This window comes from Actinomadura sp. ATCC 39365 (assembly GCF_054392275.1).
The window spans coordinates 1,979,477-2,003,727 of sequence record NZ_CP184335.1; the positions used below are offsets into that span (position 1 = coordinate 1,979,477).

The 24,251-nt window shown below is 72.0% G+C and carries 20 protein-coding genes; 6 read left to right on the forward strand and 14 right to left on the reverse strand.

The annotated features are described in order from the left end of the window. Positions 1 to 8: 8 nt before the first annotated feature. Complete coding sequence (locus ACNF49_RS10085) at positions 9 to 1,424, reverse strand: ATP-binding protein (protein ID WP_482943513.1); 1,416 nt, start codon at positions 1,422 to 1,424, stop codon at positions 9 to 11. Continuing rightward, a complete protein-coding gene (locus ACNF49_RS10090) occupies positions 1,421 to 2,095 on the reverse strand; it encodes a response regulator (protein WP_125636689.1) in 675 nt (224 codons plus the stop codon). Before ACNF49_RS10090 ends, ACNF49_RS10085 begins: the two co-directional genes overlap by 4 nt. A gap of 371 nt (positions 2,096 to 2,466) precedes the next feature. On the opposite strand from ACNF49_RS10090, the gene ACNF49_RS10095 reads away from it, so the two are divergent. Further along, positions 2,467 to 3,075: an aggregation-promoting factor C-terminal-like domain-containing protein gene (locus ACNF49_RS10095; RefSeq protein WP_482943514.1), complete on the forward strand. Its 609-nt coding sequence runs from the start codon at positions 2,467 to 2,469 to the stop codon at positions 3,073 to 3,075. A gap of 71 nt (positions 3,076 to 3,146) precedes the next feature. After that, on the forward strand, positions 3,147 to 5,147 hold the full coding sequence (locus ACNF49_RS10100; protein WP_482943515.1) for a glycosyltransferase family 2 protein: 2,001 nt from the start codon (positions 3,147 to 3,149) through the stop codon (positions 5,145 to 5,147). Here ACNF49_RS10100 and ACNF49_RS10105 read toward each other — a convergent pair. The 9 genes from ACNF49_RS10105 to ACNF49_RS10145 all read right to left on the reverse strand — a co-directional run bounded on the left by ACNF49_RS10105 (position 5,137) and on the right by ACNF49_RS10145 (position 16,352). Continuing rightward, positions 5,137 to 6,288: an alpha/beta hydrolase family protein gene (locus tag ACNF49_RS10105; RefSeq protein WP_482943516.1), complete on the reverse strand. Its 1,152-nt coding sequence runs from the start codon at positions 6,286 to 6,288 to the stop codon at positions 5,137 to 5,139. The genes ACNF49_RS10100 and ACNF49_RS10105 overlap by 11 nt on opposite strands. Further along, positions 6,288 to 7,220 carry an alpha/beta fold hydrolase gene (locus ACNF49_RS10110; RefSeq protein ID WP_482943517.1) on the reverse strand — a complete coding sequence of 311 codons (933 nt, stop codon included), beginning with the start codon at positions 7,218 to 7,220 and terminating at the stop codon, positions 6,288 to 6,290. The genes ACNF49_RS10105 and ACNF49_RS10110 overlap by 1 nt, the downstream gene beginning before the upstream one ends. A gap of 64 nt (positions 7,221 to 7,284) precedes the next feature. Then, entirely contained in the window at positions 7,285 to 8,559 is a 1,275-nt protein-coding gene (locus ACNF49_RS10115; protein ID WP_357974599.1) for an MFS transporter, read from the reverse strand. Positions 8,560 to 8,590: 31 nt separating this feature from the next. Further along, entirely contained in the window at positions 8,591 to 10,537 is a 1,947-nt protein-coding gene (locus ACNF49_RS10120) for a helix-turn-helix domain-containing protein (RefSeq protein WP_482943518.1), read from the reverse strand. A 22-nt stretch (positions 10,538 to 10,559) separates the two neighbouring features. Beyond that, positions 10,560 to 11,312, reverse strand: coding sequence for a 3-hydroxybutyrate dehydrogenase (locus ACNF49_RS10125; protein WP_482943519.1), 753 nt, complete (start codon positions 11,310 to 11,312; stop codon positions 10,560 to 10,562). Between the two features lie 75 nt (positions 11,313 to 11,387). Further along, on the reverse strand, positions 11,388 to 12,785 hold the full coding sequence (locus ACNF49_RS10130; RefSeq protein ID WP_482943520.1) for a class II fumarate hydratase: 1,398 nt from the start codon (positions 12,783 to 12,785) through the stop codon (positions 11,388 to 11,390). Positions 12,786 to 12,872: 87 nt separating this feature from the next. Continuing rightward, on the reverse strand, positions 12,873 to 14,528 hold the full coding sequence (locus tag ACNF49_RS10135; RefSeq protein ID WP_482943521.1) for a serine/threonine-protein kinase: 1,656 nt from the start codon (positions 14,526 to 14,528) through the stop codon (positions 12,873 to 12,875). A gap of 35 nt (positions 14,529 to 14,563) precedes the next feature. Then, positions 14,564 to 15,673 carry a serine/threonine-protein kinase gene (locus ACNF49_RS10140; protein ID WP_357974584.1) on the reverse strand — a complete coding sequence of 370 codons (1,110 nt, stop codon included), beginning with the start codon at positions 15,671 to 15,673 and terminating at the stop codon, positions 14,564 to 14,566. 70 nt (positions 15,674 to 15,743) lie between these two features. After that, a complete protein-coding gene (locus tag ACNF49_RS10145; RefSeq protein ID WP_482943522.1) occupies positions 15,744 to 16,352 on the reverse strand; it encodes a superoxide dismutase in 609 nt (202 codons plus the stop codon). A gap of 340 nt (positions 16,353 to 16,692) precedes the next feature. On the opposite strand from ACNF49_RS10145, the gene ACNF49_RS10150 reads away from it, so the two are divergent. Together ACNF49_RS10150 and ACNF49_RS10155 are read left to right on the forward strand one after the other, a co-directional pair. Further along, positions 16,693 to 17,364, forward strand: coding sequence for a CHAP domain-containing protein (locus ACNF49_RS10150; protein ID WP_482943523.1), 672 nt, complete (start codon positions 16,693 to 16,695; stop codon positions 17,362 to 17,364). Positions 17,365 to 17,827: 463 nt separating this feature from the next. Further along, positions 17,828 to 18,016 (forward strand): DUF5999 family protein, encoded by a 189-nt coding sequence (locus ACNF49_RS10155; protein WP_352327892.1) that lies wholly within the window; start codon positions 17,828 to 17,830, stop codon positions 18,014 to 18,016. 78 nt (positions 18,017 to 18,094) lie between these two features. Here ACNF49_RS10155 and ACNF49_RS10160 read toward each other — a convergent pair whose 3' ends face one another. Beyond that, entirely contained in the window at positions 18,095 to 19,744 is a 1,650-nt protein-coding gene (locus tag ACNF49_RS10160) for a fumarate hydratase (protein WP_482943524.1), read from the reverse strand. Positions 19,745 to 19,775: 31 nt separating this feature from the next. Then, positions 19,776 to 20,642 carry a DMT family transporter gene (locus ACNF49_RS10165; protein ID WP_357974572.1) on the reverse strand — a complete coding sequence of 289 codons (867 nt, stop codon included), beginning with the start codon at positions 20,640 to 20,642 and terminating at the stop codon, positions 19,776 to 19,778. Between the two features lie 68 nt (positions 20,643 to 20,710). On the opposite strand from ACNF49_RS10165, the gene pdxR reads away from it, so the two are divergent. Continuing rightward, on the forward strand, positions 20,711 to 22,087 hold the full coding sequence (gene pdxR, locus ACNF49_RS10170) for a MocR-like pyridoxine biosynthesis transcription factor PdxR (RefSeq protein ID WP_482943525.1): 1,377 nt from the start codon (positions 20,711 to 20,713) through the stop codon (positions 22,085 to 22,087). A gap of 25 nt (positions 22,088 to 22,112) precedes the next feature. Further along, positions 22,113 to 23,051, forward strand: coding sequence for a Gfo/Idh/MocA family protein (locus ACNF49_RS10175; protein WP_482943526.1), 939 nt, complete (start codon positions 22,113 to 22,115; stop codon positions 23,049 to 23,051). A 16-nt stretch (positions 23,052 to 23,067) separates the two neighbouring features. Here ACNF49_RS10175 and ACNF49_RS10180 read toward each other — a convergent pair whose 3' ends face one another. Then, positions 23,068 to 24,231 (reverse strand): MFS transporter, encoded by a 1,164-nt coding sequence (locus ACNF49_RS10180; protein WP_357974563.1) that lies wholly within the window; start codon positions 24,229 to 24,231, stop codon positions 23,068 to 23,070. Positions 24,232 to 24,251: the final 20 nt, after the last annotated feature.

Consider the following 24,251-nt stretch of genomic DNA (forward strand, 5'->3'; position numbering starts at 1 on the left):
CGCTGCCTTCATTGGTGCGGCAGCCAGACCGTGAACAGGGTGCCCGGCTGCTGGGCGCGTACGGAGATCGTGCCGCCGTGCAGGTGCACGTTGGCGCGGGCGATGGCCAGGCCGAGGCCGCTGCCCTGGCTGCGGGCCCGGCCCGCGCCCGCCTTGAAGAACCGGTCGAAGACGTGCGGCAGCGCCTCGGCGGGGATGCCCTTGCCGTGGTCACGCACCTTCACCTCCAGGCCGTTCTCGGTGCCGCGCGCGGTGACCTCCACCGGGGGCAGGCCGTGCTTGAGCGCGTTGCCGACCAGGTTGGCCACGATGACGTCGAACCTCCTCGGGTCGAGATTGACGGTCAGGCCCTGGGAGGCGGTCACGTCCACCTCGTCGCTCCAGCCGCGCACCTCCAGGCAGTCCAGGATGGCGTCGGCGACGTTCACGGGCTCCATGTTGAGCGTCGCGGTGCCGGCGTCGAACCTGCTGACCTCGATCAGGTGCTCGACCAGCTCGCGCAGGCGCCCGATCTCGCGCAGCACCAGCCGGACAGCCTCCGCGGGCGCGTCGGGCAGCCGGCCGGCCTCCTCCGAGAGCATGTCGGCCACGGCGGTCATGGCGGTGAGCGGCGTGCGCAGCTCGTGCGAGACGTCGGCCACGAACCTGCGGGACATGGCCTCCAGCGAGCGCAGCTCCGACACGCTCAGCTCCAGCGCCGCCGCCGCGTCGTTGAACCTGGCGGTCAGCTCGGCCAGCTCGTCCTGGCCGTGCACCGGCAGGCGGGTGTCCAGCCGGCCCTGGCCGAGCGCCTGCGCCGCCGCGCTGAGCCGCCGTACGGGCAGCAGCACCTGCCGGGCCGACAGCAGCGCCACCACCAGCGCGATCAGCACGATCACCGCGCCGCCCTGGGTGAGCGTGTTGCGCAGCGTCGTGAGCTGGCCCTCCTCGTCGTGCAGCGGGAAGAACACGAACGCGCGCAGCCCGGTGGCCTCGGGGGCGACGCCGGGCTCGAACCGGTGGACCTCGGCGCCGACGATGAGCCACAGCTCGTTGCCGATCACCTTGCGCTGGGTGACGACGTTCTGCTTGGCCCGGCCGTACAGCTCGTTGGGGACGTCCTTCATGGTCATCGGGCCGTCGGCGGACAGCAGGTTGCCGTACTCGACCAGGACGCTGCGGCCGGGGCTGGACAGCGTACGGACGACCTGGTCCAGCTCCTTCATGGACGGCGCCGCCTCGCCCGGCCTGAGCTTGCCGACGGGGAAGGTGATCCGGCCGAGCTCCCGGGTCACCAGGTCCAGGGAGGTGGTCTCGGCCCTGGTCACGAGCGCGGTCTTGGCCAGCTCGAAGCCGATGGTGGCGACCAGCGTCGACGCGGTGACCGCGACGAGGGTGAAGGTGATGACCAGGCGCGCCCGCAGCCCGGTGGGCAGCGGGATCACGGAGGGCTGAACCGGTAGCCGAACCCGCGCACGGTGTGGATGAAGACGGGCTCGGCCGGCCTCGGCTCGATCTTGGCGCGGACGCGCTGGACGCAGGCGTCCACCAGCCGCGAGTCGGCGACGTGCGTGTGGTCCCAGACGACCCGCAGCAGGTAGCGGCGGTTGAGCACCTGGCCGGGATGCCGGACCAGCTCCAGCAGCAGCCGCAGCTCGGTCGGCGTCAGGTGGATCTCCTTGCTGGCCAGCGTGACCTTGAGCGCCCCACGGTCGATCACGAGGTCGCCGAAGGTGATGCGGTCGGAGGTCGCGGACTCGGCCCTGCGCAGGATGGCCCTGATGCGGGCGTCGAGCACCCGCGGCTCGACCGGCTTGACCACGTAGTCGTCGGCGCCCGCCTCCAGGCCGACCACCACGTCCAGGTCGTCGCCGCGGGCGGTGAGCAGGATGACGGGGAGCTGGTCGAGCTTGCGGATGCGGCGGCAGACCTCGACGCCGTCGATGCCGGGCAGCATGACGTCGAGTATCGCGATCTCGGGGCGGCGGGCGCGGATGTGGTCCAGAGCCTCCTCGCCCGTCGCATAGGACGTGACGGAATGTCCCTGCCGCGTCAACGCCAGCTCCAAGGCTGTGCGGACGGAGGGATCGTCTTCTACAAGGAGGATGCCGGCCACGCGCACATTATTATTCCATGTCCCCTATACCCGGGTTGTGTCATCAAACTGTGACCGGGTGCGGATCAGATCCTGAAGATGGGGCGGAACCCTGAAAGCGGCCTCCCTTCGGTGCGGGCGCTCGAAGGGAGGCACCTCTCAGCCTGTGACGAAACTCACAATTTTTCGTGAAAAAGGTTGTTACCTGCTGGTTGGCCAAGAGAACGTCAACCGAATCCCGCGTTCCGGTTGCGGACCACCCCCCATGACAGGGCAAGCTCATGGATCGTGAGCCCCGGTCCGCAGTTGAGTGAGCGCCCCCGAAGGATGACCTTCGTTCGGCGCGTCGCCGGCCTTCGCGTTTCACCCCCAAGCGCGTCGCCGTCGCCGTCGTGTCCCTGGTGGTGGTCGTGGGCGGTGGCGGTTACGTCGCCTACCGCGCCATCGACAACGCCGGTAAGCCGCCGGTCGACCCGTTCACGGCCGAGCAGCTCGGCGCGCTCGCCGGCGGCAACCTGTTCGCTCCCGACCCCGAGACCGACGCGCTGAAGAACGCCGCCGAGCAGGCGTACCGGGCCGACCAGCTCAAGAAGGGCCGCGGCGGCACCACCAAGAAGCTCAACTGGGTCGTGCCGAAGAAGGCGCCGGGCGGCAGCGGCTTCCCGCCCGCGAACTTCCCGCCGGGCAGCGACCCCTCGCCGGGCAGCAACAAGGCCGTCGCCAGGTCGATGCTCGCCGCCAAGGGCTGGGGCGCCGACCAGTGGGGCTGCCTGGAGCTGCTCTGGCAGAAGGAGAGCGGCTGGAACGAGCGGGCCATGAACCGCTACTCCGGCGCGTACGGCATCCCGCAGGCCCTGCCCGGCAGCAAGATGGCCAGCGCGGGCGGCGACTGGCAGACCAATGCCACCACCCAGATCGCGTGGGGCCTCGGCTACATCAAGGGCCGCTACGGCACGCCCTGTGGCGCGTGGGGGCACTCACAGTCCACAGGATGGTACTAACAGGTCAACTCTTCTTCTGTAATCGGCAAGCCGTCTCACCCGATCGTGTATGAGCGGCGCACGCTGGCCGCATGGGTGCGAAGGTCAGTGTGATCGTCAATGTCCACAACCCGGGTGACACCGCGGACGCGTGCATCCGCTCCGCGCTGGAGCAGACGCTGCCCGCCGCCGAATACGAAGTGATCTTCGTGGACGACGGCTCCACGGACGGCATCGGGGAACGGCTGGACACCATCGCCGATCTCCGCGAGAACGTCCGCGTGCTGCACCTGCCGCACACCGGGTCGCCCTCTCGCGGCCGCAACATGGGCGTGGCCGCGGCGGAGGGCGACTACGTCTACTTCCTCGACCAGACCGACCGGCTGGCGCGCGACGCGCTGGCCCGCATGCACGAGCGCGCGATCGAGACCGACGCCGACGTGCTGATCGGGCGGCTGGCCCGCGACTACGGGCCGCCGATGGTGGCGTTCGAGCGCAGCACCGCCCGCGCCGACATCCTGCGCGAGCGCCTGATGACGCTGCTCGTCCCGCAGCAGCTCTACCGCCGGGCCTTCCTGGAGGAGCACGAGCTGGGCTTCGCGATGCCCGGCGGCAGGCTGGCCGAGCAGGCGTTCGTGATGCGGGCCTACCTGCACGCCAAGGTGATCGCCGTCCTGGCGGAGGAGGTCTGCTGCCAGCTCGGACCGCGGCCCGAGGCGCCCGAGGAGGACCCCCGGGTGATCGTGGCCGGGCTGAGCACGCTGCTCACCGACATCGACACCTACGTCGGCGCCGGCCGCCAGCACGACCGCATGTACGCCTACTGGTTCCGCTCCGCCGTGCTCAGGCCGCTGCTGACCGCCAGGTTCGCCGACTCCTCCGTGGACCGGGGCATGCACTTCCGGGTCGTCCAGGAGCTCGTCGGCGAGCGTTTCCCCGAGCGGATCGACCGCTACCTGCCGGTCCAGCTACGGGCGGTGGCCGCGTTCGTCCGGTGCGGACGCCTGGACCAGATCGTCATGTTCGCCAACTCCACCCGGCGCGCGGGCCTGCGCGCCGAGCTCACCGAGATGCGCTGGGACGCCCACATCCTGGTGCTCGGCCTGACCGTGGAGGTCATGGCCGGCGACGGCCTGCCCGACCGGTACCGCGTGGACGGCGAGCGCCTGCACTGGATCCCGCCGCGCTCGGTCGACACCAAGCTGCTGTCCGACGACGTCACCGACATCACGGCCGACGTCGAGCGGGCCCGCATCGACGTCTACGTCCGGCACAGCGCGACCGGCGTGGTGCACTTCCTGCCGGCGACCCAGCACGTCGAGCGTTCCCCCGACGGCCGCCGCCGGGTCCGCGTGCAGATCAGGGGCGAGGCCCACCTGGACGTGACCAGCGCGGCGATGGGCCGGCCGCTCAGCCCCGGGCAGTGGGAGGTGCACGTCCGCATGTTCAGCGGCGCCAACCAGGCCAGGAGCCGGGTCGGCCGGGCCGAGGGGCCGCTCAACTGCCTGGGCGTGCTGGCCCAGCGGCCCAGGATGCGGCTGGTGGTGCCGTGCTGGTCGGACAAGGGGGAGCTGGGCCTGGCCGTCGAGCCGCGCTCGTTCTCGGAGTCGATCGCGCTGGTGTCGCCGGGGGTGACCGTCCGCCAGCTCGACGGCCACGTGTACGTCGTGCTGCCGGTCCCGTACGTGCCGCCGAGCGGCGGGCCGCCTCTGGAGCTGGTGCTGCGCAGCACCGGCCGCCGGGAACGCGAGGTGTGCGCGCCCGCGCTGGTCGAGGCCGGGGTGCCGGGCAAGCTCGCCGGCCAGCTCGTCGCCAAGATCCCGGTCAAGCGGCACATGCCGAGCGAGGAGCACCTCGGGCCGGGCGCCTGGCTGTCGTCGCTGCGCTCGTCCGACGAGGAGATCGGGCTGCGGTTCGGCCTCCAGGTGGGCCGGGGCCGGGTCGAGACGCGCCCGGCCGTCGCGGTGGACCCCCAGCGGCGCTCGCCCATGGGCCGGGACACCGCGCTCCACCGCCTCGGCAGGCGCCTGCCCGGGGCGCGGCACATCGTGCGCTGGGCGCGCGCGGGCAGGCATCGCTACCTCAAGGAGTGACCCAGCCCTCCGGCTCCTGGAAGGCGTCCCTGAAGGCCGGGAGCATGGGCCTGAGCCGGTCGGGATAGACGTCGACGAGGCTGTCGAGGTGGTTGCCGCCCTCGATCCGGTGGTAGCGGAACGGGCGGTGCGGGCCGACCATCCCGGCGTAGACGTCGGAGTCGCGGGAGATCGGCAGCAGCGAGTCGAGCGTCCCGTGGATCGTGATCAGCGGCTTGGCGATCCGGCCGGTCAGCCCGATCCTGGCCATCGCGGCGTACGGCCGGCGCGCGTCGTAGTCGTAGTCGGCCGCCGCGCCCGTGTAGGACGGGTCCAGCTCCTTCTGGTAGAGCTGCTGGGTGAGCTCCCAGTAGTACTGCCGGTGGAAGGGCCACAGGAACTCCGACCCCGGAGCGAACCCGGCCGCCCGCACGCCCGCCTCGTCCGGGTACGCCTTCAGCGCGGGCGGCAGGAAGTTCAGCAGGTTGTCGCCCTTGACCCGGAAGAGTGTCCCCTCCCAGTCCACGCCGCCGTCGTAGAGCCAGGCGCGGTTCTCCAGCTGCCACCTGACCAGATAGCCGCCGTTGGACAGGCCGGCCATGAACGTACGGGCCGGCGGGCGGCCGTACCGCTGCCTGACCACGGCCTTGGCGGCCACGGCGAGCTGGGTGACGCGGTCGTTCCACTCGGCGATGGCGTCGCCGGGGCGGCGGCCGTCCTCGTGGAAGGTCAGGCCCACGTTGCCCTTGTCGGTGGCGGCGAACGCGTAACCCTTGGACAGCACCCAGTCGGAGATCGTGTAGTCGTTGGCGTACTGCTCCCGGTTGCCCGGGGTGCCGCTGACGACCAGGCCGCCGTTCCACCGGTCGGGGAGCCTGATCACGAACTGGGAGTCGTGGTTCCAGCCGTGCGTGGCGTTGCCGGTGGAGGTGTCGGGGAAGTAGCCGTCGAGCTGGGTGCCGGGCACGCCGGTCGGGTTGACGGTGGCCTTGGAGTGCAGGCCGGCCCAGTCGGCCGGGTCGGTGTGGCCGCTCAGGGTGGTGCCGGCCGTGGTCAGGTCGTCGAGGGTGGCGCTGATCAGCTTCTCCGCGCCGAGCACGGTCAGCCCGTCCGCGGCGGGCGCGGTGAGCAGGCTCGCGACCAGGGTCAGGGCGACGAGCATCAGACCTCCTCCAGGTGCTCGGCCAGCAGGCGGCCGAACTCGGCGGGCCGCTCCAGGTGGGGGCTGTGGCCGCAGTCGTCCAGCACGACCTCGCGGTAGCGGCCGTAGCGGTCGAGGACCGCCCTGGTCTGCGTCACCATCGGCTGGGCCGGGGTGCCGGGGGAGCCGGGCACGACGCCGATCGCGCCCAGGTGGGCCAGGTCGAACAGCGAGGTGTCGGAGACGATGACGTCGTCGGCGCCCCTGATCCACAGCACGGGCGGCCTGGGACCGATCTCGTGCAGGTCGTCCAGGCGGAAGTGGGTGGGGGCGCACGCGTTGAGCACGCCGTGCTTGCCGGGGGCCACGCCGGGCCAGGCGGGGGAGCCGGCGGCGTCGCCCGGGTAGTTGGGCTCGCCCACGCGGGTGGTGAGCATGGAGCGCAGGTAGAAGTCCTCGTCGGGGATCTGCGGGTGCTTGACGTAGCCGGTGCGGAGCACGTTGCGGGGGGACGTGGGGGATTCATCGGACATGTCGCCCGCCTTCAGTCGGGCCACGAAGTCCGGGTTCGCCGCCCCGGCGCCCGATCCCGCGCCGTCGGGGTGGGTGAGCGTGCCGTCCGGGCCCTCGGTGCCGCCGAAGCCGTACGGGGAGATCGGGTTGACCAGCGTGACGCTTCTGACCAGCGCCGGACGGTCGCGCAGGAGCTGCAGGACGACGCCGCCGCCGAGGCTCCAGCCGACCAGGTGCACGCCGTCGAGCCCGAGCGCCTCGACCAGCTCGGCCAGGTCGTCGGAGAAGTCGCGCAGGCCCCTGGTGGCGTCCACCGGTTCGGGGTCGGTGTCGCCGAAGCCACGCAGGTCGGGGGCGAGCGGGCGGTAGCCGGCGGGCAGCGCGGCCATGCTGTCGCGCCAGAAGGCGCCGGAGGAGACGTTGCCGTGCACGAACAGCACGGGCTCGCCGGACGTCCTGCCCTCGACGGTCAGGACGTGCTGCGTGAGGCGGGGGTGGTGACCTTCATCGCGCGTGGATCCTCTCGGCCAGGTCGCGTCCCTGGGTCTCGCGGGCGGTGTAGACGGCGACCAGCGTGAGCACCGCCGCCAGGCCAAGGTAGACCGAGATGGGCACGCTGCTGGAGTAGCTCTTGAGCAGCGCCACCGCGATCAGCGGGGCCAGCGCGCCGGCCACGATCGCCGAGAGCTGGGCGCCGATCGACACGCCGGTGTAGCGCGTCCTGGTGCCGAACAGCTCGGAGAAGAAGGCCGCCTGCGGGCCGTACATCATGCCGTGGAAGAGCAGGCCGACGGTGACCGCGAGGGTGATCGCCAGGAAGTTGCCCGTGTCCACCAGCGGGAAGAAGGCGAAGATCCACACGCCGATCCCGGCGGCCCCGGCCAGGTAGATCGGACGGCGGCCGACCCGGTCCGACAACGCGCCCCACATCGGGATCGTGACGAAGTGGATCGCCGAGGCCACCAGCACCGCGGTCAGCACCGTCGAGTTGTCGATCTTGGCGTTCTTCGCGTACGTGATGACGAACACCGTCAGCAGGTAGAACGAGATGTTCTCGGCCAGACGGGCGCCGATGGCGGTGAGCACGTCCTTCCAGTGGTGCCGCAGCACGCCCACGATCGGCGCGGTCGGCTCCGGCTCGGCCTGCTGGAACACCGGCGACTCGGTGATCGTCAGCCGGATCCACAGCCCGACCATCACCAGCACCCCCGACAGCAGGAACGGGATCCGCCAGCCCCACGACAGGAACGCCTCGTCGGACTGCCAGGCGGCCAGCACCGCCAGCACGCCCGTGGCCAGCAGGTTCCCGCCGGGCGCGCCCGCCTGCGGCCAGGAGGCCCAGAACCCGCGGCGCTTCGTGTCGCCGTGCTCGGACACGATCAGCACCGCGCCGCCCCACTCGCCGCCGAGCGCGAAGCCCTGCACGAGCCGCAGCGCGGTCAGCAGCAGCGCCGCCGACGAGCCGAGCGTGGCGTACGTCGGCAGGCAGCCGATCAGGAACGTGGCGGCGCCCATCATCAGCAGGCTGACCACCAGCAGGGTCTTGCGGCCCACCCGGTCGCCGAAGTGGCCGAAGACCAGGCCGCCGAGCGGGCGGGCGACGAATCCGACGGCGTAGGTGAGGAACGACAGCAGCGTGCCGGTCAGCGGATCGGACTCGGGGAAGAAGAGTTTGTTGAACACGAGAGCGGCTGCCGAGCCGTACAGGAAGAAGTCGTACCACTCGATGGTGGTGCCGATCAGGCTCGCGGCGACGATCCTCTTGATGGAAGTGGCCATGCCGGTCACGGTAAAGAGTGACCGGCGTCACTTATATGGGGCCGGGACCCACAGTCTGCGGGGAGGATGTGTGGCCGAGCCGGTGCAGGCGGAGGGCGAGCTGGATCTCCAGCGCGCGTTCGGGCTCCAGCCAGCCGTCGCCCAGCAGCTTGCCGATCCGGTCGAGGCGCTGGGTGACGGTGTTGACGTGGATGTGCATGGCCTCGGCCGTACGGGAGGGTGAGCCGCCCGTGCCGAAGTAGGCCGACAGGGTGTCGGTGAGTGCGGTGCCGCGGCGGGCGTCGTAGTCGATCACCGCGCCGACCACGCGGCCGACGAAGCCGCGCACGTCGCGGCCGTCGCCCACGAGCAGCCCGACGAAGCCCAGCTCGGCGGGGCTCGCGCCGTCGCCGGCCCGGCCGAGCGCGAGCAGCGCCTCGGCGCACCGCCGCGCCTCCTGGTACGCCTCCGCGACGTCCCGCGCCCCCGCCGCGCCGCCTCCCGATCCGCTTGCTGCGCCCCCGCCCGAGCCGCCCGTCGGCGCGCCGGTCGAGGCTTCGGGGAGTCGGGCCGGGGAGGCGCCCGCCGTCGCCGGGCTGTGCAGCGACGCGCTCAGCTCGGCCGCCACCCGCTGGGCGAGGCCGCCCGCGTCCACGCCCGGCAGCAGCAGCACCACCTCCTCGCCGCGCCCCGCCGCCAGCCCGTGCCGGACCGTGGCGTGCGAGGAGGCCCAGAACGCCGCCCGTTCCCGCTGGCCGCCGTGCCTGGCCACCACCACGACGTGCGGCGCGCGCAGGTCCACGCCGAGCCGCCGGGCCCGGTCGGCCAGGCCCGGCGAGTCGGGCCGCGAGATCAGGTCCTCCAGCAGCTCACCCCTGACCCGGCCCTCTGCCTCGGCCACGCTCCGCCTGAACAGCAGCAGCAACGCGCACACCAGCGCCGCCCGCTCCAGGATGCGCTCGTCGGCGTCGTCGCTGCGCAGGACGAGCGTGCACAACGGCTCGCCGCCGACGTCCACCGACGCGATCAGCTGGTCGCCCCTGCGCACGGTACGCCCCAGCGCCCTGGACGCCTGCGCCGCCTCGAACACGCCCGCGTCCAGCTCCCCCACGTCGCCCGTGATCGGCCGGCCCAGGTCGTCGAGCACGGCCAGCGACCCGCCGAGCACCTCGGTCACCACGGCGGCGACGTCCTCGATGCCGCCGCCCCGCAGCACCAGCGAGGTCATCCGGTCGTGGGCCAGCGCGGCCCGCTCGACGGCCTCGCCGTGCGCCCTGGCGGTGCGGTGGGCCTGGGAGAGCTCCTCCAGGGCGTTCCTGGTCTCCTGGAGCAGCCGGGCGTTGTCGATGGCGACGGCGGCGTGCGCGGCCAGGCTCGCCAGCAGCGAGACCTCCTCCTGGTGGAAGGGCCTGGCGCTGCGGTTGGCCGCCATCAGCACGCCGATCACCCGCTGGCCCAGCCGTAGCGGCACCCCCAGGATCGCGACCAGGCCCTCCTCCTTGACGGCCTCGTCGATGTGTCCCTTGTGCCGGAACCTGGCGTCGGCGAAGTAGTCGGCGGTCGCGTACGGGGTGGCCGTCTGCGCGACCAGCCCGCCCAGCCCGGCGCCCATGGCCAGCCTGAGCGCCCGGAACTTGGCCGAGATCGACCCGTCGGTGACCCGCATGTACGTGTCGCCCTGCTCGGGGTCGTGCAGCGTCATGTACGCGATGTCGGTCGCGAGCAACTGCCTGGCCCGGTGGACGATGGCTTCCAGCACGGCGTCGAGGTCGCGCAGCGCGGCCAGGTCGCCGGCGGTGTCGTAGAGCGCCGACAGCTCGGCCTCCCGCCTGGCCCGCCGCCTGAGCAGCGCCCTGACCTTCAGCGCCTCGACCTTGGCCTGCTCCAGCTCCTCGATCGTGGCCGGATCGGCGCCCTGCGCCCTGGCCTCCACGATCGGCCCCTCGAACTCGACCGCCGACGCCTCCCGCGCCAACAACTCCAGAAAGCGCGTGCTCATGGCCTCACTCCGTGCGGGCTCACTAATGGGCCGTCCAGCCGCCGTCTACGGGGAGGGAGGTGCCGGTGATGAAGGAGCCGTGCGGGCCGCAGAGGTAGGCGACCAGTTCGGCGACCTCTTCGGGCTCGATCAGCCGCTTGACCGCGGCCGGCTGGAGCATGATGTTCTCGACGACCTCGTCGCTGCCGATGCCGTGCACCCGGGCCTGGTCGTCGATCTGCGCCTCGACCAGCGCCGTGCGCACGTACGCCGGGCACACGCAGTTGGACGTCACCCCGTGGGCCGCCCCCTCCAGCGCGACGACCTTGGAGAACCCCTCCAGCGCGTGCTTGGCCGTCGTGTACGCCGACTTGTACGGCGAGGCCCGCAACCCGTGCACCGACGACATGTTCACGAACCGCCCCCACCCCCGGGCGTACATGCCGGGCAGCGCCCGGCGCGCGATCAGGAACGGCGCCTCCACCATCACCCGCATCATGGTGGAGAACACCTCCGGCGGGAAGTCCTCGACCGGCGCCACGTGCTGGAACCCGGCGTTGTTCACCACGATGTCCACCGGCTCGTCGGGCAGCGACGCCACGAAGGCCGGATCGCTCAGATCGGCCACCACCGCGACCCCGCCGACCTCCGCGGCCACCTTCCCGGCCGCCTCGCCCTGCCTGTCGACCACCAGGACCTTGGCCCCCGCGGCGGCCAGTCGCCGGGCGCAGGCGGCGCCGATGCCGCCCCCAGCCCCCGTCACCAGCGCGGTCCGCCCAGTCAGCTCCTTCGCCATACTCCGAACCCTAGGCGCTCGCCGCGCCGGGACGCATGGGTGCCGCCGACATAGATGCGACCCGACCTATGTGGATCACCCCTCCGTCGGCGGCCGGGTCATGGACAGCACGTCGAGGGCGGCGTCGAGCTGCTCCTCGGTCAGGGTGCCGTCGGCCACGTGGCCGCGCTCGACGACGACCTCCCTGATGGTCCTGCGCTCGGCCAGCGCCTGCTTGGCTATCTTGGCCGCCTCCTCGTAGCCGACGTGCCTGTTGAGCGGGGTGACGATCGAGGGGGAGGACTCGGCGTACTCGCGCAGGCGCTCGACGTTGGCCGTGATGCCGGCGACGCAGCGGTCGGCCAGCAGCCTGGACACGTTCGCCAGCAGCCTGATCGACTCCAGGATGTTGCGGGCGATGACCGGGAGCTGGACGTTCAGCTCGAAGCTGCCCGAGGCCCCGGCGAAGGTGATCGCCGCGTCGTTGCCGATGACCTGCGCCGCGACCATGGCCGTGGCCTCCGGGATCACCGGGTTGACCTTGCCCGGCATGATGGACGAGCCCGGCTGGAGGTCCGGCAGGTTGATCTCGCCGAGCCCGGCGCGCGGGCCCGAGCCCATCCAGCGCAGGTCGTTCGCGATCTTGTTGAGCGACACGGCCACCACCTTGAGCTGCCCGGACAGCTCCACGATGGAGTCCTGGGCGCCCTGGGCCTCGAAGTGGTCGGCGGCCTCGCGGAAGGGGATGCCGGTCGCCTCGGCCAGCTTCGCGATCGCCCGCTGCGCGAAGCCGGGCGGCGTGTTGATGCCCGTGCCGACCGCAGTCCCGCCCAGGGGCAGCTCCAGTACGTGGTTCAGCGCCGTGCGCACGCGGGTGCCGCCGTGGTCGATCTGGGCGGCGTACCCGCCGAACTCCTGCCCGAGTGTCACCGGCGTGGCGTCCATCAGGTGGGTCCGGCCCGACTTGACCACCTGCGCGAACTCGGCCTCCTTGGCGTGCAGCGTGTCGGCCAGGTGGGCGAGCGAGGGCAGCAGGTGGAAGGTCACCTCGATCGCGGCCGCCACGTGGATCGAGGTCGGGAAGACGTCGTTGGACGACTGGGAGGCGTTCACGTGGTCGTTGGGGTGCACGGGCCGCCCCAGCCGCTCCTCGGCCAGCGTCGCGATCACCTCGTTGGCGTTCATGTTGGACGAGGTGCCGGAGCCGGTCTGGAAGACGTCGATGGGGAAGTGGGCGTCGTGCTCGTTGTCGGCGACGTCCGCGGCGGCCTGCGCGACGGCCTCGGCCAGGTCTTTGTCGATCACGCCCAGCTCGCCGTTGACCTCGGCGGCGACCGCCTTGACCAGGCCGAGCGCGGCGATGTGGGACGGTTCGAGCGGCCGCCCCGAGACCGGGAAGTTCTCCACCGCCCGCTGGGTCTGGGCCCGCCACCGCGCTCCCGCCGGCACGCGGACCTCGCCCATCGAGTCATGTTCGATTCTGAACTCGCTCATGACTCCAGTCTGTCCCACGGCCGCGCGATCAGTCCGGGGCCGGCCCGCCCCGCGCGGGGACGGGCCGTCGTACCGAAGACGGCACGCTCAGCTGGAGATGAGCGCCACGATGAGGACGGCGATCACGACCGCGGCGGCCGCCGCCACGGCCATGAGGACGAGCATGCCGTTGCGGTTGCCCGCCGGCGGCTTCTCGGGCGGCCCGGCGATGGCGAACAGGTCGGTCCCGAGGCCCTGGCCCTGGTGCGGGCCGCCGGCGGACGGCACCGGCTGCCCCGGTCGGCTCTGTCCTGGCCCACCCGGCACCGGGCCACCCTGCTGCGGGCCCTGCTGTCCTGGACCCTGCTGTCCCGGACCCTGCTGCCGCGCGGCGTGCGGCGGTTGCTGCGCCGGCGGGTAGACCTGCTGGCCGGGGGAGCCGCTCCGCGGCGAGGCGATGTGCCTGGTCGTGACGGTCCCCTCGTCGTCGGGACGCTGCGGCGGACGGCCGCCGCCCTGCTCGGGCCCCGGCGGGAACGGCCCCTTGGGACGCATCACGCTGACGGTCCGATCGGGGTCGAAGTCGCCGTCGTCGCCGGTGTCACCCGCCTGCGGCGGCGGCGCCGGGCGCGCGCCCCGCGGCGGCTGACCGGGTGCGGTGCTCTGGGGCATCGTCGGCGCCCCCAGCGGGCTCCGGGCGGGCTCCTGCGCGCCGGACGGCACGGGCCCCGGCCCCTGGGGCCCTGAGGGCCGCGCCCCGGCGGGACGCACCGGCTGCGGGCCCGACACGGGCGGCGCGCCCGCCCCGTACGCCTCCTGAGCCCCTGAAGGGCGCCCCTGAGGGCCGGAGGGACGTCGGGGGCCGGAGTCGGTGAAGGGGTCGGGCAACGCGGCCTCCTGGGCCATCAGGGCTTCCGCCGTGAGCGCCGGCATCTCGCTCGTGGGCGTGTCGGCGACCATCCGCATGAGCGTCTCCGCCTTGGCGGCGCTGAGCCGCTGCCGGTAGTCCTTGTTGAGCAGCCCGTTCAGCACCGGCCGGAGCCGTCCGGCCTGCGTGGGCGGGTCGGCGCTCTCGCTGAGCAGCGCCGCCAGCGTCTCGGCGATCGTGGCCCGCTCGTACGCCGGCCGCCCCTCGACCGCGAAGTACAGCGTCGCCCCCAGCGACCAGATGTCGGACTCGGGCCCGGTGTACTCGCCCCTGGCACGTTCCGGGGCCGTGTACCCGGGCGAGCCGATCACCATGCCCGTCTTGGTGAGCCGCGAGTCGCCCTCGGCCTTGGCGATGCCGAAGTCCGTCAGGACCACCCGGCCGCTCTCGGTGATGAGCACGTTGCCCGGCTTGACGTCGCGGTGCGTGATGCCCTGGGAGTGCGCGGCGCGCAACGCGCCGAGCAGGTCGACGCCGATCTCGGCCACGAGCCGCGGCGGCAGCGGCCCCTCCTCCTCGATCACCTGCTCCAGGGAGCGCGCCTCGATGAGCTCCATGATGATCCAGGGGCTGTCGTCCTGGATGAGCACGTCGTGGATGGCGGCGACGGACGGGTGGTTGATCCGCGAGGCGATGCGGCCCTCGCGGACCATGCGCTCGCGTAGCTCGGCCCGCTGGTCCTCGGTGAGCCCCTGGTCCTGGCGGATCTCTTTGACCGCCACCTCGCGCCCGAGCGCGCGGTCGCGGGCGCGCCACACGGTCCCCATCGTGCCCCGGCCGAGCGGGGCGATGAGCTCGTAGCGCTCCGCGAGCAGGCGTGTCTGCTGTTCCGGCATGAGAAGAAGATATCGATTCTCGCTTGGGAAGTGCTTTACCCTCGCTTGCGAAGTTCTCTTGGCCAGAACCGCCGAGGAAGGAACAACTTTATCACCGCAGCCTTGAAACGGACATAAGTGGACGGACTTGGACGTGGTTCGACCCGCTTGCGGTGGACGCCCTCACCCGGCCTGCGCTCCTGGCGCGGCGGCGGGACCGACAGCGTGGCGGCGGCGGCCTCCGCCCTGTGCAGCCCGCGGTGCGCGGGCCTGCGGGCGAAAGGGGGTGAGGCGACCACGGGTACCGGGCGTACGGGCCGGCGCGGGGCCAGCGGCTCCTCCGCCGAGCCGCCCGCGGCCACCCGGGCCAGCATGAGCGAGGCCCGTACGGAGTCGAGCCGGGTCTGTGGATCGATCCTGAGCAGCGCGTCGAGCACGGGCGCCAGCGGGCCCGCCTTGCTCATCGGGATCGGCTCGCCACTGGTCAGCGCGGCCAGCGCGGCGGCGGCCGTACGGCGACCGTGCAGCCCCCGGCCCTCGACGGCGGTGTAGAGGGTCGCGCCGAGCGACCACAGGTCGCCCGCGGGGCTGGCCTTGGAGCCGAGAACCCGTTCGGGGGCGATGTAGCCGGCCGATCCGAGCACGATGCCGGCCTGCGTGATGGAGACGTCGCCTTCGAGCGCGGCCAGGCCGAAGTCGGTGAGCACCGCGCGGTCCTCGGTCACCAGGACGTTGCTGGGCTTCACGTCGCGGTGCAGGATGCCCTTGGCGTGGACGGCCCGCAGCGCGCCGAGGATCTGCCGGCCGATCTCGGCGGCCCGGCGCGGATGGAGCGGTCCGTGCTCCTGGATGAGCTGCTCCAGGGACCTGGCCCGGAGCAGCTCCATCACGATCCAGGGACGGTCGTCCTCGGTCACGACGTCGAAGACGGTGATGACCGACGGATGGGCCACCATCGCGGTCGCCCTGCCCTCGCGCTCGGTGCGGGCGCACAACTCCGCGCGCAGCTCCTCGTCGAGGACGGTGGGCAGCCGTACTTCCTTCACCGCCACGTCGCGGTCGAGCAACTCGTCATGCGCCCGCCAAACGGTGCCCATGCCGCCGCGACCAACCGGCTCCACGAGCCGATAGCGCGCGGCGAGAAGGTAACCGGAGGGCGCACGCATGCCAGGCAGCTTACCTATTTGTGTAAACCGACCAGTAGAGGCGGGGCCGATAAATTGTTGCGAACTTAAGTCAACCCGCCTGACTCGTTACGTCAGCGAACCTCCGGGCCACATCTGCCCAGTTGACGAGGCCCCACAGTTTCTCGACGTAGTCCGGACGCACGTTGCGGTACTGCAGATAGTAAGCGTGCTCCCACGCGTCGAACACGAGAAGCGGCGTGGTGTTCATTCCGACGTTGCCGTGGTGGTCGTAGATCTGCTCGACCACCAGCCTGCGGCTCAGCGGCTCCCAGGCCAGCACGCCCCATCCCGAGCCCTGGACCGACGCCGTGGCCGTGGTGAGCTGCTTCTGGAACGCCTCGAACGTGCCGAAATGCTCGTCGATGGCGGCCCTGAGCGCGCCGTCGGGGCGGTCGCCGCCGTCGGGGGAGAGGTTCTCCCAGAAGATCGAGTGCAGGACGTGGCCTGACAGGTTGAAGGCGAAGGTCTTCTCCAGGCCCACCAGGTTGCCGAAGTCGCCGCCCTCGCGGGCCTCGGCCAGGCGGTCGAGCGTGTCGTTGGCGCCCTTGACGTAGGCCGCGTGGTGCTTGGCGTGGTGCAGCTCCAGGATCTCGCCGGTGATGGCGGGCTCCAGCGCGCCGTAGTCGTACGGCATGTCGGGAAGGGTGTAGTCCCCCATGGGTCCGTCCTCTCGAAGTAGATCTCTGGAGGACACTATTGCAAGTAGTTCGCAAGTGCATCAGACTTGCGACCTAGGTCTCGCCTTGGCATCGTGGCGGGAGTCAGTTGGGTCCAGTTTGTGCGCGGACGGCATAAGCCGTCCGCGCACAGGCGTCCTGTGGGGATTTCTTGGGGTGGGAATTACCCAGGTCAGGGCGCTGTTGTACCCGTTTGTACGCGACGGCAGGGCAGCCGTGTCGAGGCGCCCCCGCAGATCTGTCGTCATCACCCATCGCAGGATTCACACCTGTGACCCGCCGTGCCTCATGCGCGGACGGTGAGCAAAGGAGCACCCCCCGATGGCCAAGCACGCCATGATGACCACGTCCCATATCGCCAAGCTCGCTCTCGGCGCGACCATCGCCGCGACCGCGCTGGGCGCCACTGCCGCCGTCAGCGCCGAGACCGCGCACCGGACCGCCGCCCAGACCGCCGCGCAGCAGTCGGCCGCGCAGGGTTCGGCCCAGGGCCGGGTGAACGTCACCGCCGCCCAGGTGCTGGCGACGGCCCGCGCCCAGGTCGGCACCTCCGAGGACGCCAACGGCGGCGGCACCAAGTTCCAGAAGTGGTACGCCGACTCCCAGCGCGCCGGCGAGACCGTCGCCCGCGACGGCGGCAGCCGCCAGGACTACCTGAACGCCGCCTGGTGCTCGATGTTCGTCTCCTGGGTCGGCGAGCAGACCGGCGCCCGCCCGCAGGTCGGCTGGGACGCCTACACCGTGAGCCACGCCAAGTGGTTCGCCGCCAACGACCGCTGGGGCACCGAGGCCAAGCCGGGCGCCGTCGTCTTCTTCTCCTGGAGCGGCAGCAAGAGCCTGGGCGACATCCAGCACGTCGGCTTCGTCGTCAAGGACAACGGTGACGGCACGATCTCCACGATCGAGGGCAACACCGGCAACGGCAAGGTCGAGGAGCGCGTCCGGCCGACCTCGCAGGTCGTCGGCTACGGCTACCCGTCCTACGCCGCCTGACACATCGACACAGCGCGCATTCCTGCCCGGGATGCGCGCTTTGTGGCATTACCGCACGTCACAGCGACTGTGACGCTCGGCACACCTCTCTCCCCGATAAATGTGCATGATGCCTAGTAGGGCACTTTCCGGCGTACGGCAGGCTGAATGACAGGAACCACGGCACGCCGTCAGCAAGATGTAAGGGTGCCGAAAGGGGACGGGGGCATGGTTAGGACATGAGAGCAGGCGAGAACCCGCGAGCAGCTGAAACTGTCGGTGCCGGCCCTGAGACTGGGTAGGACGCCGAAGTTCCACCACTGACGACAGAAGTTGAAGGACGTGATGGAGATGCGCCAGACACAGGTTCGCCGCCGGCCGAAGAAGCCGGTCGGCGCCACCCTGGACCTTCGCACGCCGTCGGGGCGACAGTTGCCCTTTTGAACATCAGGAAGCAGGAGCGCCATCTGAGAGGTGCGCGATGATGTGCAGTCACTTTCCCGTATGCCCCAGTGCGGACTCGCCCGACCGTGAGCGTTCGCACGTGATCTCGGCCCACCCCGACCAGGGCTGGAGCCTCCTCTGCAACGGCGTGGTGCTGTTCGAGGACACGGGTCTGCTCCTGCCGGACGGCAGCGTCGTCGCCCCCCACCGAGCCCCCGTCGCCGCCTGAGACGCCCGAGGGCAACCCCCGTCGTCCGGTGCCGAGGGGCTTCGACCGCCGCCCGGCACCCTTCGACGCGCTCGGGCCCTAACTGCGCCCGATGCTCAGCACCGGCCCGGTGCGGTCGGTGAAGAAGTCGTCACCCTTGTCGTCGACGACGATGAAGGCGGGGAAGTCCTCGACCTCGATCTTCCACACCGCCTCCATGCCCAGCTCGGGGTATTCGAGCACCTCCACCTTCCTGATGCAGTCCTGGGCCAGCCGGGCGGCCGGGCCGCCGATGGAGCCCAGGTAGAAGCCGCCGAACTTCTGGCACGCCTCGGTCACCTGCCTGGACCTGTTGCCCTTGGCCAGCATGACCATCGAGCCGCCCGCCGCCTGGAAACGCTCGACGTAGGAGTCCATGCGGCCGGCCGTGGTGGGGCCGAACGAGCCGGAGGCGTAACCCTCGGGGGTCTTGGCCGGGCCGGCGTAGTAGACCGCGTGGTCCTTGAGGTACTGGGGCATCTCGCCGCCCTCGTCGAGCAGCTCGGCGATCTTGGCGTGCGCGATGTCGCGGGCGACGACGAGCGGGCCGGTGAGGGAGAGCCGCGTCTTGACGGGGTACTTCGTCAGCTCGGCGAGGATCTCCTGCATCGGCCTGTTGAGGTCGACGCGGACGACGTCGTCGGACAGGTGCTCGTCGGTGGTCTCCGGCAGGAAGCGGGCCGGGTCGGTCTCCAGCTTCTCCAGGAACACGCCCTCGGCGGTGATCTTGGCCAGCGCCTGGCGGTCGGCCGAGCACGACACCGCGATGGCCACCGGGCAGGACGCGCCGTGCCGGGGCAGGCGGATCACGCGCACGTCGTGGCAGAAGTACTTGCCGCCGAACTGGGCCCCGATGCCGAGCTTCTGCGTCAGCTCGAAGACCTTGGCCTCCAGCTCCAGGTCACGGAAGCCGTGCCCGGAGGGCGAGCCCTCGGTGGGGATGGAGTCGAGGTAACGGGCGCTGGCGTACTTGGCGGTCTTGAGCGCGAACTCGGCGGAGGTGCCGCCCACCACCACGGCCAGGTGGTACGGCGGGCAGGCCGCGGTGCCCAGCGAGCGGATCTTCTCCTCCAGGAAGGCCAGCATGCGCTTCTCGTTGAGCACCGCCTTGGTCTCCTGGTAGAGGAACGACTTGTTGGCCGAGCCGCCGCCCTTGGCCATGAACAGCAGCTTGTACTCGTCGGCGTGGCCGTGGGGGTCCTCGGCGTAGAGCTCGATCTGGGCGGGCAGGTTGCTGCCGGTGTTCTTCTCCTCCCACATGGTCAGCGGGGCCATCTGGGAGTAGCGCAGGTTGAGCTTGGTGTAGGCGTCGTAGACGCCGCGCGAGAGGTGCTCGGCGTCGCGGCCGTCGGTCAGCACGTGGCGGCCGCGCTTGCCCATGACGATGGCGGTGCCGGTGTCCTGGCACATCGGCAGCACGCCGCCGGCCGAGATCGAGGCGTTCTTCAGCAGGTCGAGGGCGACGAAGCGGTCGTTGCCGCTGGACTCCGGGTCGTCGACGATCTTGCGGAGCTGCGCCAGGTGCGAGGTGCGCAGGAAGTGGGAGATGTCGTGGACCGCGGTCTCGGTGAGCAGCCGCAGGGCCTCGGGGTCGACCTCCAGGAACGTACGCCCGGCCGCTTCGACCTTCCGCACCCCCTCCGACGTGATCAGCCGGTACTCGGTCTCATCGGCGCCCAGGGGAAGCAGATCGGTGTAGTCGAAGTCCATGTCCATAGAGGGTACGCCCCCCGTCAGGTGGTCATCCCGGGGCCGGCACGGGCTCCGGCGAGCGCCGCGCGGTGAGCCCCACCAGGATGCCGACGATCACCAGACCGGCCCCCGCCAGGTCGTAGACGCCCGGCGTCGCGATGCCGAGCACGAGCCCCGTCACGATCGCGCCGACCGGGATGAGCCCGGCGAACAGCCCGGCCGTCCCGGGGCCGAGCCTGGGCAGCGAGGTGTACCAGAGGAAGAAGGCCATGACCGTGACCACGACCGCCAGGTACACGAAGCCCAGCGTCTCGGCCGCGGTCGGCGTCCTGAACATGGCGGCGCCCTCCTGGACCAGGCCGACCACGGCCAGCATGGGCACGGCAAGCGCCGTCGAGTACGCCGAGACCCGGATCGCCCCCAGCTTCGGCAGCAGGGGGATGGCCAGCATGGAGAAGCTCACCTCGCCCACCAGCGCCCCGAGCGCCCACAGCAGGCCGGTCGGGTTCCCGCTGCCCAGCCCGGTCGCCAGCGTCGCGCCGGCCACCACCACGGACGCGCCCACCAGCAGCCGCGGCGCCGGACGCCCGCCGGCCAGCGCCAGCGCCAGCGGCACGGTGCCGAGGACGGTGCCCACCAGCGCCGGCCCCGAGGCCCGGGTGGACTCGACGACGCAGACGTTGAAGACCACCAGCCCGAGCAGGGTGAGCCCGCCCAGGTACAGGGTCTCGCGCCCGGTCAGCCGGACGAACCGCAGGCCGAGCGCCCTGGTGACGACCAGCAGGATGAGCGCGGCGGCGAGGTAGCGCACGGCCTGGCCGCCGTACACGGGATAGGAGCCGATCAGGCCGGACACTCCGGCCAGGGTGCCCACCAGGAACATGGCGGTGGCGGCTCCGGCGATTCCGTTTCTCATGTGCAGGATCGTAGGGAGACAATGGTTCGTACAAACAGTCCAATAGGCCGCTATATGACAGGACCAATATGGCCGACCTGCACATCCAGATAAATCGGGACGCGGGAGGGATCGCCGGGCAGATCGCGGCCGAGCTGCGCGAGGGCGTGCGCCTCGGGCGGCTCGTGCCCGGCACCCGCCTGCCCGCCACCCGCGACCTCGCCGCCGACCTCCAGGTCTCCAGGGGCGTGGTGGTGGAGGCGTACGAGCAGCTCGTGGCCGAGGGTTTCCTGGTCTCGCGGGTGGGGGCCGGGACCGAGGTGGCCCCGCTGGGCGCCGTCCGGTCCGCCCGTCCCTGGCCGGTGGCCGACGGCGGCGCCTGCGGGCCGTACCAGGGGCACCGGGCCACGTCCCCCGACCTGGGGCACTTCCCCAGGGAGCGGTGGTCGTCGGCCCTGCGGCACGTGCTGGCCACCGTCCCGTCCGACGCGCTCGACTACGGCGACCCCGGCGGCGTCCCCGAGCTGCGCGAGGAGCTGGCCGGTTACCTGCGGCGGGTGAGGGCGGCCGACGTCCATCCCGACAATCTGGTCGTCGTGGGCGGTGTGGCGCAGGGGCTGAGCCTGGCGCTGCACGTCCTGGCCCGGCGCGGCGGCCTGCGCCTGGTCGTCGAGGACCCCACCAGCCGGCGCCAGGTCCCGCTGCTGGAACGGGCGGGGGCCCGCCTGGTGCCGGTGCCCGTGGGCTGCGAGGGCCTGGTCACCGGCGCCATGGAGGGCGACGCGGCGCTGGTCACGCCCGCACACCAGTACCCGACGGGCGTCGTGCTCTCCCCGGCCAGGCGGGCCGCGCTCATGGAGTGGGCCTGCGCGGGCGACCGGACGGTCCTGGAGGACGACTACGACGCCGAGTTCCGCTACGACCGCGACCCGGTCGGCTGCCTCCAGGGGCTGGCCCCCGACCGGGTGATCCTGGCCGGCAGCGTCAGCAAGTCGCTCGCGCCCGGCCTCCGGCTCGGCTGGGTCGCCGCCCCCGCCCACCTGGCCGAGGCGATCCGCCGCGCCAGGAGCGAGCTCGACCTGGGCTCCCCGGTCATCGAGCAGTACGCGCTGGCCCACTTCCTGCGCACGGGCGGCTACGACAAACACCTGCGGCGCATGCGCAGGGAGTACCGCCGCCGCCGGGACGCCCTGGTCAGGGCGCTGGCCGAGGAACTGCCGGAGATCCGCGTCCGGGGCATCCAGGCCGGGCTGCACGTCTACCTCGACCTGCCGGACGGCTGGGACGAGCTGCGGGTCGTCCGCGCGGCCGAGGACGTCGGCCCGGCCGCCGAGCCGGTCGCGCCCATGCGGTTCTCGCCCGGCCCGCCGGCGGTCGTGGTCGGGTTCGCCCGGCTGCCGGTGCATCAGGCGGCGGAGGCCGTGCAAGGCTTAAAAGTCCGAATGTCTGGACATATCATGAACTGAGGCGGAGAGCGGGAGTGGAGGCGGCATGCGGGTGGGACTGCTGGGCCTGGGCCGGATCGGCGCGCTCCACGCCGCGAACCTGGCCGCACATCCCCTGGTCGACGAGCTGATCGTGGCCGACCCGGTCAGGACCTCGCCGTACGGCAGGCCGGGAGATCCGTTCGACGCCGACGCCGTGGTCATCGCCACGCCGACGAGCACGCACTCCGAGCTGCTGATCCGGGCCTGCGAGCGGGGCGTCCCCGTCCTGTGCGAGAAGCCGGCGGCGGGCACGGTCGCCGAGACGGTCAAGGTGCTGGAGGCGAGCGCGGGCCGGCGGGTGTGCATCGGGTTCCAGCGCAGGTTCGACGCCGGTTACCGGGCCGCCCGCGCGGCGCTGCGGGCCGGCGAGCTGGGGGAGCTGCACCGCGTCCACCTGGTGACGGCCGATCCCGCGCCGCCGCCCGCCGCGTACGTCCCGCTGTCCGGCGGCCTCTTCCGCGACTGCCACGTCCACGACTTCGACGTCCTGCGCTGGGTGACCGGGCGTGAGGTCGTCTCCGTCCACGCCGTCGGCGCGAACCGGGGCGCGGCGTTCTTCAAGGAGGCCGGCGACGTGGACAACAGCGCCGCGCTGCTCACCCTCGACGACGGCACGCTGGCCACGCTCCAGGGCTCCCGCTACAACGGCGCAGGCTACGACGTGCGCATGGAGCTGGCGGGCACGAAGGGCACCCAGGTGGCCGGGCTCGGCCCGCGCGCCCCGCTGCGCAGCGCCGAGGGCCTGAAGCCGCCCGGCCCGCCCTGGCCCGACTTCGCCGCCAGGTTCGGCCCGGCCTACGCGGCCGAGATCGACGCCTTCCTGCGCGGCGGCGAGGGTCTGTGCTCGGTCGAGGACGCCCTGGCCGCCCTGTACGTCGCCGAGGCCGCCGACCTGTCGCTGCGCGAGTCCCGTACCGTCCAGGTGGCCGAGGTGCGCGGCTGAGGCGGCGGCCCGTGCCTCACGCCTGCGCGGCGGCCCGCCTGGGCGCGAAGCCCGGCGCGAGCGCGATGATCACGCCGGCCAGCAGCAGCGGCGCGACGAACGCCAGCCGCCAGTCCGTGGCGTCGGCGATGCCGCCGATCAGCGCGGCTCCCACGATGAAGCCCACGTAGTTGAAGAGGTTCACCCGGGCGATGGCCACTCCGGTGCCCGCCGGGTCCAGCTTGCCCGCCGCCGAGAACGACTGCGGCGCGACCACCGACAACCCCAGCCCGGTCAGCCCGAACGCGACGATCGCCAGCGGCTGGTTCGGCGCCACCACGACGCCGAGGAAGCCCAGCGTGGCCAGCGCGCCGCCGAGCCGGACGATGGCGGCCGGGCCGTAGCGGCGGACCGCGACGTCGCCGCCGAGCCGAACGGCCAGCGTCGCGCCCTGGTAGACGCTGTAGGCCAGCTTCGCCACGCTGTCCTGGGCCAGCAGGGCCTTGCCCATGAAGACGGTCGCGAAGTTCGACACCGCCGCGTCGCCGATGTAGAGGAAGCCCATGGCCAGGCAGAGCGGGATGATCGGCCGCCAGGGGAACTTGCCGGTCGCGGCCTCGACGACGTTCTCGACCTTCTCCTCGGCGATCGTGCACAGCTTCGGCCCGGCGTAGACCGAGCCGGCCACCGCCAGGACCATGGGGATCGCCATCGTGACCGCCAGCGAGACCCGGCCGGCCGCGAACACCGCCCACAGGGCCCCCGCCAGACTGAGGACGCTCCACACGCTGTGGAAGCCGTTCAGCACGGCGGTGCCGTACCGGCGTTCGACGGCCACGCCCTGCATGTTCATGCCCGCGTCCACCGCGCCGACCGCCAGGCCGAACAGCAGCAGCGCGGGCACGGCCAGCGGCACCGAGGGCGCGAGGCCGGTGAGCACCACGGCGAGCGCCACCGCGGGCTGCGCGACCCGCAGGAGCAGCTTGCTGCCGTACCGGGCGGCGAACGTGCCCGCGCCGACGCTGCCCACGCCGGCGAAGACGGGCACGATGAGCAGCAGGAGCGTGAGCGCCCCGTCGGTGAGCTCCAGCTCGGCCTGGAGGCTGGCCACCTGGACGAGCAGGGTGGCGAAGGAGAGGCCCTGCACGCCGTACACGACGTACGTGGCGGCACGGGCCTGGCGATCACGCGGGGACGGCACGACGGCCTCCTGATCGGGGG